This window comes from Streptomyces griseoluteus, assembly GCF_004784465.1.
Classification (GTDB): domain Bacteria; phylum Actinomycetota; class Actinomycetes; order Streptomycetales; family Streptomycetaceae; genus Streptomyces; species Streptomyces griseoluteus.
On record NZ_SRRU01000003.1, the window covers coordinates 32,654 to 45,783 of the forward strand.

Annotated in this window: 12 protein-coding genes and 1 pseudogene; 7 read left to right on the forward strand and 6 right to left on the reverse strand. The window is 71.4% G+C overall.

Translation table 11 applies throughout. The features are described 5' to 3' along the window. Positions 1 to 91 precede the first annotated feature (91 nt). The 4 genes from E5082_RS08965 (at position 92) to E5082_RS08980 (ending at position 5,927) form a co-directional block, all read left to right on the forward strand. The gene (locus E5082_RS08965) at positions 92 to 748 is read left to right on the forward strand and encodes a CBS domain-containing protein (protein ID WP_135791192.1); all 657 of its coding nucleotides are present in this window, start codon (positions 92 to 94) and stop codon (positions 746 to 748) included. Positions 749 to 762: 14 nt separating this feature from the next. Then, positions 763 to 3,165, forward strand: a complete 2,403-nt coding sequence (locus E5082_RS08970) for a glycoside hydrolase family 65 protein (RefSeq protein WP_135790755.1) — start codon at positions 763 to 765, stop codon at positions 3,163 to 3,165. Between the two features lie 99 nt (positions 3,166 to 3,264). Next, a complete protein-coding gene (locus tag E5082_RS33395) occupies positions 3,265 to 3,498 on the forward strand; it encodes an adenine nucleotide alpha hydrolase family protein (protein ID WP_167514017.1) in 234 nt (77 codons plus the stop codon). A gap of 23 nt (positions 3,499 to 3,521) precedes the next feature. Further along, complete coding sequence (locus E5082_RS08980) at positions 3,522 to 5,927, forward strand: phosphoketolase family protein (RefSeq protein ID WP_373310007.1); 2,406 nt, start codon at positions 3,522 to 3,524, stop codon at positions 5,925 to 5,927. Positions 5,928 to 5,946: 19 nt separating this feature from the next. Here E5082_RS08980 and E5082_RS08985 read toward each other — a convergent pair whose 3' ends face one another. Further along, positions 5,947 to 6,519 (reverse strand): Rv1733c family protein, encoded by a 573-nt coding sequence (locus E5082_RS08985; protein ID WP_135790756.1) that lies wholly within the window; start codon positions 6,517 to 6,519, stop codon positions 5,947 to 5,949. A 128-nt stretch (positions 6,520 to 6,647) separates the two neighbouring features. Continuing rightward, positions 6,648 to 7,112 carry a universal stress protein gene (locus E5082_RS08990; protein ID WP_135790757.1) on the reverse strand — a complete coding sequence of 155 codons (465 nt, stop codon included), beginning with the start codon at positions 7,110 to 7,112 and terminating at the stop codon, positions 6,648 to 6,650. 185 nt (positions 7,113 to 7,297) lie between these two features. Between E5082_RS08990 and E5082_RS08995 the strand changes: the two genes are divergently transcribed. Then, on the forward strand, positions 7,298 to 8,287 hold the full coding sequence (locus tag E5082_RS08995; RefSeq protein WP_135790758.1) for an Acg family FMN-binding oxidoreductase: 990 nt from the start codon (positions 7,298 to 7,300) through the stop codon (positions 8,285 to 8,287). A gap of 91 nt (positions 8,288 to 8,378) precedes the next feature. Here E5082_RS08995 and E5082_RS09000 read toward each other — a convergent pair whose 3' ends face one another. Both E5082_RS09000 and E5082_RS09005 read right to left on the reverse strand, forming a co-directional pair. Further along, positions 8,379 to 8,822 (reverse strand): universal stress protein, encoded by a 444-nt coding sequence (locus E5082_RS09000; RefSeq protein WP_135790759.1) that lies wholly within the window; start codon positions 8,820 to 8,822, stop codon positions 8,379 to 8,381. A gap of 26 nt (positions 8,823 to 8,848) precedes the next feature. Further along, positions 8,849 to 9,519 (reverse strand): annotated as a pseudogene (locus E5082_RS09005) (CBS domain-containing protein). Between the two features lie 117 nt (positions 9,520 to 9,636). Here E5082_RS09005 and E5082_RS09010 point away from each other — a divergent pair. Further along, positions 9,637 to 9,846 (forward strand): DUF1918 domain-containing protein, encoded by a 210-nt coding sequence (locus E5082_RS09010; protein WP_135790760.1) that lies wholly within the window; start codon positions 9,637 to 9,639, stop codon positions 9,844 to 9,846. A gap of 237 nt (positions 9,847 to 10,083) precedes the next feature. On the opposite strand, the gene E5082_RS09015 is transcribed toward E5082_RS09010, so the two are convergent. Beyond that, positions 10,084 to 10,290 carry a hypothetical protein gene (locus E5082_RS09015; protein WP_135790761.1) on the reverse strand — a complete coding sequence of 69 codons (207 nt, stop codon included), beginning with the start codon at positions 10,288 to 10,290 and terminating at the stop codon, positions 10,084 to 10,086. A 154-nt stretch (positions 10,291 to 10,444) separates the two neighbouring features. Here E5082_RS09015 and E5082_RS09020 point away from each other — a divergent pair, with 154 nt between their 5' ends. After that, the gene (locus tag E5082_RS09020) at positions 10,445 to 11,728 is read left to right on the forward strand and encodes an APC family permease (protein ID WP_135790762.1); all 1,284 of its coding nucleotides are present in this window, start codon (positions 10,445 to 10,447) and stop codon (positions 11,726 to 11,728) included. Between the two features lie 25 nt (positions 11,729 to 11,753). Here the strand turns inward: E5082_RS09020 and E5082_RS09025 are convergent, their stop codons facing one another. Then, positions 11,754 to 13,028 carry an FAD-dependent oxidoreductase gene (locus E5082_RS09025; RefSeq protein WP_229918777.1) on the reverse strand — a complete coding sequence of 425 codons (1,275 nt, stop codon included), beginning with the start codon at positions 13,026 to 13,028 and terminating at the stop codon, positions 11,754 to 11,756. Positions 13,029 to 13,130 lie beyond the last annotated feature (102 nt).

Genomic DNA, 13,130 nt, shown 5'->3' on the forward strand with positions numbered 1-13,130 from the left:
CGACGAGCCCGAGTCTTCGCATGGCCGCTCACCCACTCCCGGCGCACCCTGGAAAGAGCCGTGCCCGCCCCGCGAGGTCCGAGGAGACACCATGTACGGCAGCCCGCGCACAGTCGGCGATGTGATGACCTGCACGGTCGCCGCCGTCGGCCCGCACGCCCCGTTCAAGGAGATCGTCCGGCTCATGCAGGACCGGCGGGTGAGTGCCCTGCCGGTGATCGAGGGCGAGGGCCGCGTGGTCGGCGTGGTCTCGGAGGCGGACCTGCTGCCGAAGGAGGAGGTGTGGGACGCTCCCGGACCCGGCGGAACCGCACTGCTCGGGCGGCGTGACGCGGCCAAGGCCGAGGCGCTCACCGCGGCGGAGCTGATGTCGTCTCCCGCCGTGACGGTCCATGCCGAGGCACCTCTCGCCCAAGCGGCACGCACCATGGCGCAGAACGGCGTCCGGCGGCTGCCCGTCGTGGGGGACGACGGTCTGCTGGCGGGTGTCGTCAGCCGGACGGACCTGCTCAAGGTCTTCCTCCGCAGCGACGCGGACATAGCGGAAGAGGTACGGCACGAGGTGGTCTCGCACCTCTTCCGGCCGCCCGCGTCCACCGTCCATGTGGAGGTGAACGACGGTGTGGTGACATTCGTCGGCCAGGTCCGGGACACCTCGCTCGTGCCCGTCGCGGCGGGGCTGGCCAGGGCCGTGGACGGCGTCGTGGATGTGGAGTTCGACCTCGCCCCCGCCCGCACCATGGGGTAGTGGCGGAGGGCGGGATGTCCGAGTGGACCTGGGAGTGGTCGGGCCACGATCCGGCGGGCGAGCGGTTGCGGGAGGCCCTCTGCACGCTGGGGAACGGGTACTTCGCCACGCGGGGCGCTCTTCCGGAGTGCCGGGCCGGGTTGGTCCATTACCCCGGCACCTATGTGGCCGGCTGCTACAACCGCCTGGAGTCGGCGGTGGCGGGCCGCCATGTGGTCAACGAGGACCTCGTCAACCTCCCGAACTGGCTGCCCCTGCGTTTCCGCATGCGAGGTCCCGGCCGGGAGTGGGGGCCCTGGTGCTCACCCGACACGCATGCTCCGGAGGGGCACCGGCATGTGCTGGACCTGCGGCGCGGCACGCTCACGCGGTCCTTCCGCTTCCGGCACGGGCCCATGACGGTGGGAGTGGAGCAGATCCGCCTGGTGCACATGGAGGACCCGCACCTGGCCGCGCTGCGCACTGTCCTCTCGCCGGAGGAAGGGAACGGCGAGGTCGAGATCGAGAGCGCGCTGGACGGCGAGGTGTTCAACGGGAACGTCCATCGCTACCGGGCGCTGGGGCAGAGCCACTTGGGGCATCTGAGCACCGGGGTGCAGGAGCCCGGCACGGTGTGGCTGGGCTGTCGTACCAGCGCTTCGGACGTGACCGTCGCCATGGCGGCGAGGACGACGATCACCGGCGGCCAGTGGCCTGGGTCGCCGCTCAGCCGGACGCGGCACCGTGCCGTTCACCGCACGGTCGTCCCGCTCGGCCCCGGCAGACCGGTCACCGTGGACAAGACCGTGGCGCTGTTCACCTCGCGGGACACGGCGATCAGTGAGCCGCTCGGCGAGGCGATCGACCGGGCGTCCGGCGCGCCCGACTTCCCGGGTCTGCTGGACTCCCACGCCGCTGCCTGGGAGCGGCTGTGGCGCCGCGCGGACGTCCGGGTGCCCGGCGAGGCCGGCCGTGTCCTGCGCCTGCACCTGTTCCATGTCCTTCAGACCCTGTCGCCGCACACCGCCGACCTCGATGTCGGCGTGCCGGCCCGCGGATGGCACGGGGAGGCCTACCGGGGCCATGTCTTCTGGGACGAACTGTTCGTCGTGCCCTTTCTCAACCTGCACTTCCCGGACGTCTCCCGGGCCCTGCTCAACTACCGGTACCGGCGGCTCCCCCAGGCCTGCCGGGCGGCGGCCGTGGACGGCATGACGGGCGCGATGTATCCATGGCAGAGCGGCAGCAACGGGCGGGAGGAGTCACAGGAGTGGCATCTCAATCCCGTCTCGGGCAGTTGGCTCCCGGACCACTCGCGGCTCCAGCGCCATGTGGGTTCCGCGATCGCCTACAACATCTGGCAGTACTGCGAGGCCACGGGCGACGTGGAGTACCTGCACACCAGGGGCGCGGAGATGCTGCTCCAGATCGCCCGCTTCTGGGCCGGTCTCGCCGTCTACGATCCGCGGACCGACCGCTACCGCATCCGCGGGGTGGTCGGTCCCGACGAGTATCACGACGCCTACCCGGACGCCGCGCGGCCCGGTCTCGACGACAACGCCTATACGAACGTCACCGCCGCCTGGGTGCTGACCCGGGCCCTGGAACTCGTCCGCGGGCTGCCCTCGTGGCGGCGTGGGGAGTTGTTCCACCGGCTCCGGATGGACGCCGACGAGCTCCCGGTCTGGCAGGAGGTCTCCCGCCGCCTGCGGGTGCCGTTCCATCAGGGGGTGATCAGTCAGTTCGAGGGCTACGACGGCCTCGCCGAGCTGGACTGGGACGGCTACCGCGCCCGCTACGACTCCATCAGGCGGCTCGACCGCATCCTGGAGGCCGAGGGCGACTCGGTCAACCGGTACAAAGCATCCAAACAGGCCGACGTCCTGATGCTCGGCTACCTGTTCTCGCCCGCCGAACTCCGGTCGCTCTTGGGACGTCTCGGATACGGCATGGACGAGGACACCTGGCGCCGGACGGTGGACTACTACCTGCGGCGCACCAGCCACGGTTCGACCCTCAGCGAACTGGTGCACGGCGTGGTTCTCGTGCGGGCGAGGCGGGCCGAGGCGTGGAAGTACGTCCATGAGGCACTGCAGGCGGACATCGCCGACATCCAGGGCGGTACCACCGGTGAGGGCATACACCTGGGAGCCATGGCCGGGACGCTCGACCTGGTGCAGCGCGGCCTGACGGGACTGGAGACACGGGACGGCGCACTGTGGCTGGACCCGGCGCCGCTCCCCGCACTGTCCGAGTACGGCTTCACGGTGTTCTACCGCGGGCACTGGGGACTCGGCATACGACGGCGAGGGGACACGCTGGAGATCTCGGTGCCGGACTCGGAGCACTCCCCGGTCCGCATCGAACTGCCCGGTCGCACGGTGACCATCGCGCCCGGGCGGACGCGGGCGATCACAGTGCCGAACGACGTGGCATGAGGGCCGTTCGCCACCGGCACCGGGACCTGCGGCCCCTGTCCGGGCGAGCGGGGCGTCGGCAGACTGATGACGAACTCCCGCCCCGAGGAGGTGGACCACATGCGCCGAACCAGCGATGTCGCGACCGGTACCCACTGTCCGGCCGTCGTCGGAGTCGACGGCTCCGAGTCCGCACTGCGGGCCGTGGACTGGGCCGCCGACGAGGCCGTCGAACCACGGGAAGCCGTCGTGGCGCGAGGTTTCGTCGAGACGAGCAGCGTCTCCGTCACCCCGCCGCGGCCCCGGCTGCACCGTGCCGCGTGCCCGGTGGCCGTCATACCGGAACTTTCCTGACCTTCCCGGCACACTGTCCGTTCATGGATGACGAATCCGGAGATGCGATGCCGAAGGACGACCACACCGCCGCGACCACTCTCACCGACGCGGAGCTGCGCGGTCTGGACGCGCACTGGCGCGCCGCCAACTACCTGGCCGTGGGCCAGATCTACCTGATGGACAACCCCCTGCTCACCGAGCCGCTGCGGCCGGAGCACATCAAGCCGCGGCTGCTCGGCCACTGGGGCACGTCTCCGGGACTCAACCTGGTGTACACGCACCTGAACCGGGTGATCAGGAACCGCGGTCTGGACGCACTGTGCGTCTGGGGGCCGGGGCACGGAGGGCCGGCCGTCCTGGCCGGCTCCTGGCTGGACGGCAGTTACAGCGAGACGTACCCCGACGTGCCACGGGACGCGGAGGGCATGGCGCGGCTGTTCCGGCAGTTCTCCTTCCCCGGTGGCGTACCCAGCCATGTGGCTCCGGAGACGCCCGGCTCGATCCACGAGGGCGGCGAGCTCGGCTACTCCCTGGCCCACGCCTACGGCGCCGCCTTCGACAACCCGGAGCTCGTGGTCGCCTGCGTCATCGGGGACGGCGAGGCGGAGACGGGACCGCTCGCCACGTCCTGGCATTCCGACAAGTTCCTCGACCCGGTGCACGACGGCGCGGTCCTGCCCGTCCTGCACCTCAACGGGTACAAGATCGCCAACCCGACCCTGCTGTCCCGCCTGCCCGAGCCGGAGCTCGACGCGCTGCTCCGCGGGTACGGGTACGAGCCCATTCACGTGAGCGGCGACGATCCGGCCGAGGTGCACCGCGCCATGGCGGCGGCCATGGACGATGCGCTGGACCGCATCTCCCTCGTCCAGGAGTCCGCGCGCAGTCAGGGCGTCACCGAGCGCGCGCACTGGCCGGTGATCGTGCTGCGCACTCCCAAGGGCTGGACCGGTCCGGCCGAGGTCGACGGTCTCCCGGTCGAGGGCACCTGGCGGTCCCATCAGGTGCCGCTCGCCGGGGTACGGGACAACCCCGGGCACCTGGCCCAGTTGGAGCGCTGGATGCGCTCGTACCGGCCCGAGGAACTGTTCGGTGCCGACGGTCGTCCCGCGCCGGAGGTCCTGTCCTGCGTACCGGCGGACGAAAGGCGCCTGGGCGCCACTCCGCACGCGAACGGCGGTCTGCTGACCCGCGAACTGCCCCTGCCCGACCTGGACGCGATCGCCGTACCCGTCGACAAGCCAGGTGTCACCCTGCACGAGCCCACCCGTGTCGTCGGCACCCTGCTGAAGCAGGTCATGAAGGACACCCGGACCCACCGGAACTTCCGGCTCGTGGGCCCCGACGAGACCGCGTCCAACCGGCTCAAGGCCGTCTACGACGTCAGCGGCAAGGCGTGGCAGGCGGCGATTCTGCCGGTCGACGAGCATCTGGAGCGGCACGGCCGGGTCATGGAGGTGCTCTCCGAACACCTCTGCCAGGGCTGGCTGGAGGGCTATGTGCTCACCGGTCGGCACGGCCTGTTCTCCTGCTACGAAGCCTTCGTGCACATCGTCGACTCGATGGTCAGCCAGCACATCAAGTGGCTCAAGACCGCCCGCGGTCTGCCGTGGCGCGCCCCCATCCCTTCGCTCAACTACCTGCTGACATCGCATGTCTGGCGCCAGGACCACAACGGCTTCTCCCACCAGGACCCCGGTTTCGTCGACCATGTGCTCAACAAGAGCCCCGCCGTGGTCCGCGTCTACCTTCCGCCGGATGCCAACACCCTGTTGTCGGTGACCGATCACGTCCTGCGCAGCCGGGACTACGTGAACGTCGTCGTGGCGGGCAAGCAGCCCTGCTTCGACTGGCTGAGCATGGACGAGGCGCGCGTCCACTGCGCCCGCGGCGCGGGCATCTGGGAATGGGCCGGCTCCGAGAACGGGGGCGAGCCGGACGTGGTGCTGGCCTGCGCCGGTGACGTGCCCACCCTCGAAGTGCTGGCCGCCGCCCAGCTGTTGCGCCGTCATCTGCCCGAGCTGCGGGTGCGGGTGGTGAACGTGGTCGACATGACCAGGCTGCTCCCCCACGAGGAGCACCCGCACGGCATGACGGACTTCGAGTACGACGGTCTGTTCACGACGGACAAGCCGGTGATCTTCGCCTACCACGGCTACCCGTGGCTCGTGCACCGTCTCGCCTACCGGCGCACCGGCCACGCCCACCTGCATGTGCGGGGCTACAAGGAGTCGGGCACCACGACCACGCCGTTCGACATGGTCGTCCGGAACGACCTCGACCGTTACCGCCTCGTCATGGACGTCATCGACCGGGTACCGGGACTCGCGGTCCGTGCCGCCGCCGTACGCCAGGCGATGGCCGACGAGCGCACCCGCCACGCGGCGTGGATCCGGGCGCACGGGGCCGACATGCCCGAGGTGGCCGAGTGGGTCTGGGACGGCTGAACCCGTACCCGGGCCCGGCTCAGCCGGGCCTGCGGGCCCACCGGGGCTCCACCAGACCCCACTCGCGATCCCAGCGAGCCATGCGCCGCCGGTCCAGCCACAGACGTCCCAGTGCGCCCGCACCGTACCCCGCCGCACCGGCCGCCAGGGCCGCGCCCAGACCGAAGAAGCCCGCCTCGAGCCCGCTCTCGGTGGAGTTCGCCGGCTTGACGGAAACGAGTTTGCCCCAGTCGTCCTGCCAGACCACGACACGGGCCCCGGCACGCAGACCGCTCTTGACCAATGCACGGTCGGTCCTGGGCTCACCGTTCGGCGATCGCCAGCGCACCGGGGTCTCGACCAGGACCCGCCCCGACCAGGGGCCCGTGGCGGAAGGCCGCGCGTCGGTGAGGAGCAGGGCGTGGACGGCGTGGCGGTGGGCCCGCTGCTGTGCCAGCAGCCCGGCGGTGGCCTGGGCGGTCAGCGCTCCCGCCGCGGCTCCGCCCACCACGGCCACGACCCAGGCGAGGAGCACGATCCACGCCTCCACGACGTCCTCGCGCCGCTTCAGCGGATTGCTCCGCCAACGCCACAACCGACGCGTGGTCATCATCGGTGGCACCTCCTCCGGGTGACACCTCCGACTCTGCCGCACGCGAACGCCCGCACCCAGTGGCCACCGGGACCTCGACACGGGGCCATCCGGACCAACGGGAGAAGGGCCGGTCGTCCGCGCCGGCGTCACACCGTCTCGGGCGCTCCCCGGATGATGACCACCGGACAGGTGGCGTGATGCGTGCAGTGCTGGCCGACCGATCCCAGCAACGCCTCCGTGAAACCGCCGTGCCCCCGGCTGCCGAGCACCAGCAGCGAGGCACCCTTGGACGCTTCGAGCAGCACACTCGTCGGCGGTCCGAAGGCGACGGTGGTCCGCATCTCCACGGACGGCTCCGGCCCCGCCACCTCCTTGACGGCGTCCAGCAGGACCTGGTGCGCGATCCGCTCGAAGTCCACTTCCTCCTCGCTCAGCGGCGGCATCCAGCCGAGGGAGCCGTAGAGCTGCGGATACTCCCAGGCGGTGACCGCCTCGAGCACGCTGCCGGTCACCTCCGCCTGCCGCAGAGCCCAGCGCAGGGCCTGCTTGGACGACTCCGAGCCGTCCACTCCGACGACAATCCGAGGCCCTTCACCGGAATGAACAGTCACGGCGTCCTCCGATCATTCGTGGCAAGGCAATGCCTCCGTCAGCACCATGGTCGCCCGCGTACCGCGTCCACGCAGGATCCGCGCGCCCAGCACCGGGTCCGGTCGGCCCTGCCGGGTCGGGGTCCGGGAGCACACACTGGAAGGGGGCGGGAATGGCTCGCAAGCCGTCACGAAGGAATGTCCCCATGTCGATACGCTCTCAGGACACGGCCACCGTCTCCGCCCTCGTGTCGGAAGCCTCGGCCGCGCCATCACTGCACAACACCCAGCCCTGGGCCTTCCGGTACCTGTCGGACGCGGGAATCCTGCTCCTGTACGCCGACCGGAGCCGCGCTCTGCCACGGACCGATCCGGACGCCCGTGGCCTGCACATGGGGTGCGGGGCAGCGCTGCTCAATCTGCGTGTGACCGCCGCGGCGGCCGGCCTGGCGCCGGATGTGCGGCTACTGCCGCATCCGGCCGACGCCGACCTGCTCGCCGAGGTGCGCCTGTGGGAGCCCGCCCCGCCCGACATGGCTCTCGCCCTGCTGGGTCCGGCCGTTCGCCGACGTCACTCCAGCCGGCACCCGTTCCTCGAGGAGGACATCCCGGAGGCCTGGCGGAGTCTGCTCGCCGAGGCCGCCGAGGCGGAGGGAGCGCAGTTGCTGTTCCCCGGCACCTGGCACGTTCGTTCGCTCCTGCGGCTGGTGGAGGACGCCGAGGGCTGGGAGGAGGCCGATCCCGGTATACGTGGTGAGACCGAACGCTGGGCCCGGGTGGAGCCGGCCGACACGGCGCGGTTCAGGGACGGAATCCCGGCCGAGGCCCTCGGCCCCCGCGGGCGACGCGCCGCCTCACCGGTCCGCGACTTCGCCGACGGACGCGCGGTCCCCGGTCGTGAGTGGGCCACCTTCGAGGAGGACCCCCATCTCGCCCTCCTGGGTACGGTCCGGGACGGGCGGGAGGACTGGCTGCGCGCCGGTCAGGCGCTGGAACGTGTCCTGCTTGTCGCAACGGAGCTCGGGCTGGTGGCTTCTCTGATGTCGCAGCCGCTGGAGTGGCCGGAACTTCGGTGGGTGGCACGCGATCCTCTGTCGGCCATGGCCAACGTGCAGATGATCGTGCGGCTCGGCTGGGGCCCGGAGGGTCGTCCGAGCCCCCGGCGACCGGTTGCCGAATTCCTTGAAATCGTTTGATCCGCCCGCTCATGGGACGAACGACCGAGTCCGTCGTCACGACCCGGAACGACCGGAAGTCGCCCGCAGGCGCAGCGCCGCGGGCTCCGGATCACTGCGTGTCGGGACGTACGATCACGAGGGGACAGGTGGCGTGCTGCGACACGTGCTGGCTGACGGACCCGAGCAGGGCACGGGCGAATCCGCCCCTCCCCCGGCTGCCGACGACCAGCGCCTCGGCTCCCTGCGCTGCTCGCAACAGAACGTCGGCGGCGTTGCCGTGCACCAGATGGCGGCGCACCGAGTCGGCGTCCTCCACGCCCAGCACTTCGGTCAGCTCCTGCCGCATCCGCCGTTCCGCCTCCTCCACGTCCAGGTCCAGATCGACGGCGGGCGCCGACCAGCCGTACAGACCGGGCAGCTCCCACACGGCGACGGCTTCCACGACTCCGCCGAGGAGAGCCGCGTACCGTACCGCCCAGCGCAGGGCCGCGTACGAGGACGGCGACCCGTCGACGCCGACCACGACCCGCGGCTCGGTGACTTCCCTGTCCATGCGTCTCACCTCTCCTGCGGGGGTGTTCAGCCGGCGGGGGCGGGGCGGGTGTCGTCCTGGCGGAAGGCGATGTCGCCGGTCACGGACACGACACCGTCGACGCCCCGGCACAACTGCTCCACGACCGGGACGAGGCCCCGGTGCTCCACGGTGCCGCGGAGAACGACCGCTCCGTCCCGCACGTCGACGGTGACGTCCGTGCGGGCGAGGCCCAGCGTGTCCCGCAGTACGTCCCGGGTGATCTCCTCACGGATCGCCTCGTCGCGGCGCAGGAAGACCCGGAGGAGGTCGCCGCGGCTGACGATGCCCACCAGCCGGTCCGCCTCGTCCACCACGGGCAGCGCTTGACGTCATGCGTCTCCATCAGACGCGCGGCTTCGACCACGGACCACTCGGGACGGGCGCAGACCGCCGGAGCGGACATCAGTTCCTCGGCCCGGGCGCCCTCGGCCTTGGCGCGCTCCCATGCCTCCAGGTGCGGCACCGGGACCAGACCGGACGGGTCGGCCTGGTCCGAGCTCTTGCGCAGCAGGTCGGCTTCGGACACCACCCCGACGGGATGCTCCAGCTGGTCCACCACGGGGATGGCGGTGACGTCGTTCTCCGTCAGGAGCCTGACGAGCTCCTTGAACGGCGTGTCACGTCGTGCGCGGACGACGTTACGGGTCATGAGGTCATCGATCGTCCGATGCTGCATGGTGCCTCCCGTGGACGGGCCGCCCGCCCCGCAGCCTCCGGGGTCCTTCGGCCAAGCGGCGATTCCTCCCGCGTGGCAGGTCGGATACAGCACCATTCTGAGGAGAGGACGGCGGCCATGCGAGCGCAACGCGGCGACCACGTCCTCATCGAAAGCCCGTCGACCGGCGCCGCCAGGCGCGAGGGCGAGACAGTCGGGCTCCGCCACGCCGACGGCACGCCCACCTACGACGTGCGCTGGTCGGACACGGGCGAAGTGACCCCCGTCTTCCCCGGCCCGGACGCCAAGGCTGGAGCGGTCTGGCCGTCGGCCCGGCGAGCCTGGTGACGGACACCGACGTCATGCGAAGGCTCGCCCGCCACGGCCGCTCGACGCCCTGGGCGGCGGGGAGCGCGACATGCGGATGTCCGTCCACCCGACGAGTCCGACCGGCCGCCGCATCACGCCTGCGGACGAGTAGGCGGTTCGCGGCGGGCTGTCGGTGTGCGGGGGTCCCCGCGGCATCGGTCCTGCCCCCGAGAAGAGCGGCTCGCCTTGGGCGATCTCCGGCAGGTGGCCTCCCGACTACCAGTGTTCTGGTCCGCCCCCGCGCCACTCGATCAGCTCCGACCGGACCACGTCCAGCTCGTCCCAGTCCTGGAGCCCCGCCTCCTGCATGAAGGCGGCCACGTCCCGTACGGCGAACGCGTGCCCGACGACCCGATCGCCGATCTGCACCTTGCGGCCGGTCTCAGGGTCCGGGGGGCCCACGATCACGCGAGTGCTGGTCATTCCTCCAGCCTGCGGCCCGACATCCGAGAGTGCACGTCTGCCAGCCGGCGACAGACACGCCCAGCCATCTGTTCACGAGGCGGTGTCCTTCTCGTGCTGTGTCCGCCCTTGCCATCGTGCTTCGATGTCGGGGCGGATATTCGTATGGAGAGGCATGGCCGTGAGGGCGAGACCACGACCGACTGCGGCGCCGGACGAGCTGGTCCGGAGCCTGGGTGTGCGCGATGCGGTGGTTGTCGGCCTGGGATCGATGATCGGCGCCGGAGTGTTCGCGGCCCTGGCTCCCGCGGCACGGGCGGCTGGTTCGGCACTGCTGGTCGGCCTGGCGCTCGCGGCAGTGGTCGCCTACTGCAACGCGACGTCGTCGGCCCGCCTCGCAGCCCGTTATCCGGTGTCGGGCGGCACTTACGTCTACGGACGCGAGCGCCTCGGTGAGTTCTGGGGATACCTGGCCGGCTGGTGCTTCGTCGTCGGCAAGACGGCCTCGTGCGCGGCGATGGCGCTCACTGTCGGCGCTTACGTGTGGCCGGGGCAGGCGCATACGGTGGCGATCGCGGCGGTGGTGACGCTGACGGCGGTGAACTACGCCGGGATGCGGAAATCCGCATGGCTGACGCGCGTCATCGTCGCGATCGTGCTGGTGGTGCTCACAGCGATCGTGACCACGTCGTTGGCGTCGGGGGCGGTGGACGCGACCCGTCTGGACGTCGGGGCCGACGCGTCGTGGAACGGGGTGCTGCAGGCCGGCGGTCTGCTCTTCTTCGCGTTCGCGGGGTACGCCCGGATCGCCACGCTGGGCGACGAGGTGCGGGACCCGGCGTGCACCATCCCGCGCGCGATCCCGGTCGCTCTGGCGATCACGCTCGTCGTCTACGCCCTGGTGGCGGTCAGCGGGCTGCTGGTGCTCGGTCCCGACCGGCTGGGGACGACCGTCGCCCCGCTGTCGGACGTCGTGCGAGAGGCGGGAGCCGACTGGCTGGTACCGGTGGTGCGGCTGGGAGCCGCCGTGGCGGCGCTCGGCTCGCTGCTGGCCCTGATCCTGGGGGTGTCCCGGACCACGCTGGCGATGGCCCGTGACGGTCACCTGCCGCGCCGATTGTCCGCCGTGCATCCGCGGTTCGGGGTGCCGCACCGGGCCGAGTTGCTGGTGGGGACGGTCGTCGTCGTCCTGGTCGCGTTCACGGACGTGCGCGGCGCGATCGGCTTCTCCTCGTTCGGCGTGCTGGTCTACTACGCCGTCGCCAACGCGTCCGCGCTCACCCTCGCTCCGCAGGAGGGACGCCCGGCACGGATCATTCCCGCCGCGGGGCTGCTGGGGTGCCTCGTGCTCGCGTTCGCCCTGCCCGCCGGCTCAGTGATCGCGGGCGCCTCCGTCGTGGCCGCGGGCGCTGTCGTATACGCCGTGCGCCGGGCGCTGCGCGGAGCGCCCGGCGTCTGAGGTGCGTGGCCCCGGAACGCCGCGGTCAAGGACGCAGGGCGCCGCGGCTGAGATGCCGGCTGATGCGGGTGGCGGCGAAGGCGGTGCCGGCCACGAACCGCATCACCGGGCCGAAACAGGGCGCGGTCAGCGAGCCGGTGAAGTACAGACGAGGCACGCTGGACTCGAAGGAGGCGGACAGGTACGGGGCCGCGCTGCCTCCGGCCCGCCGCACCTCTCGCCGCAAGGACGCCGCGAGGAAGGGAAGCCGTTCCAGATCGAGCCGGTAGCCGGTGGCGGCCAGCACATGATCCACGCTCAGCACATCCGGTCCCGGACCGGACAGTCGCAGCAGGGCGCCGCCACTCCGGTCGGCCTCCACCCCCTCGACCGAGCAGCCGGTACGCACCGGCACGATGCCCTCGACCCGCTCACGGAGCCACCAGCCGCCTGAGGGGCCGAGCGCGCGCCGGAACAGATACATGCGGGCGGCTGCCGGAAGCCTGCGCACCGCCCCCGGCGCCCGGCTGACCGCCAGCAGACTCCAGCCCGTTCCCAGCGCCGCCGACGGCCACACCACTCGATGGGGCAACGGCCTTTCCAGTCTCGGCAGTTCGCCCCACAGGACCCGACTCTCGCGAACCAGGACGGTGGGAATCGCGCGGGCTTCGTGCAGCAGCGCAGCACTTTCCAGTGCCGACTGGCCACCGCCGATCACCGCCACCCGCTGCCCGGCGTACCGCGCCAGGTCCTGGTGCTGGCTGGTGTGCGACACCAGACCGTCCGGATGCGGGCCGGCCGGTGTCACCGCACGGAACTGTTCCGGTACGTGGGCCAGTCCCGACAGCCCGGTGGCCACCACCACCGCCTGAGCGGCCAACTCTTCCCCGCCCTCCACATGCACGACGAAGCCGGCGGGGCCGCGCTCCACCGAGGTGATCCGCGACTGCTCCACCTCACCGACGTAGCGGTCGGCGAACCACTGCCCGTAGGCCACGAAGATGGTGCACGGGATCGGCGTCAGCTCGGTCAGCTCGTCCTGGCCCTGGGCACGGCAGTAGTCCGCCAGCCTTGCGCCCGCCACCGGCGCCGACAGATCGGTCGCGTCCGGAGTCGATTTCAGGAACATCCCGGTGGCCATCGCATGCCGCCAACTCCCCATCACCTCCCCGAACACCCGCACCCCCACCCCCTGGGCACGCAGATGGGCGGCCACCGACAGCCCGTAGGGGCCGGCGCCGATCACCACCACCGGCGACCGCCCGCCCTTCGCGGCGAGCGGAGCCCTCCGGTCCCGTTGCCCGGACCACGGTTGCGTCACGTGCTTCCCCCTGCTCGGCCGCGCGCCCGTCCCGCTGCGCGGGCAGCACTGAGCCCTGAACCGTTTTCCGGCCTCAGGGTTCTCCCCTCCCCTGTGCACCAG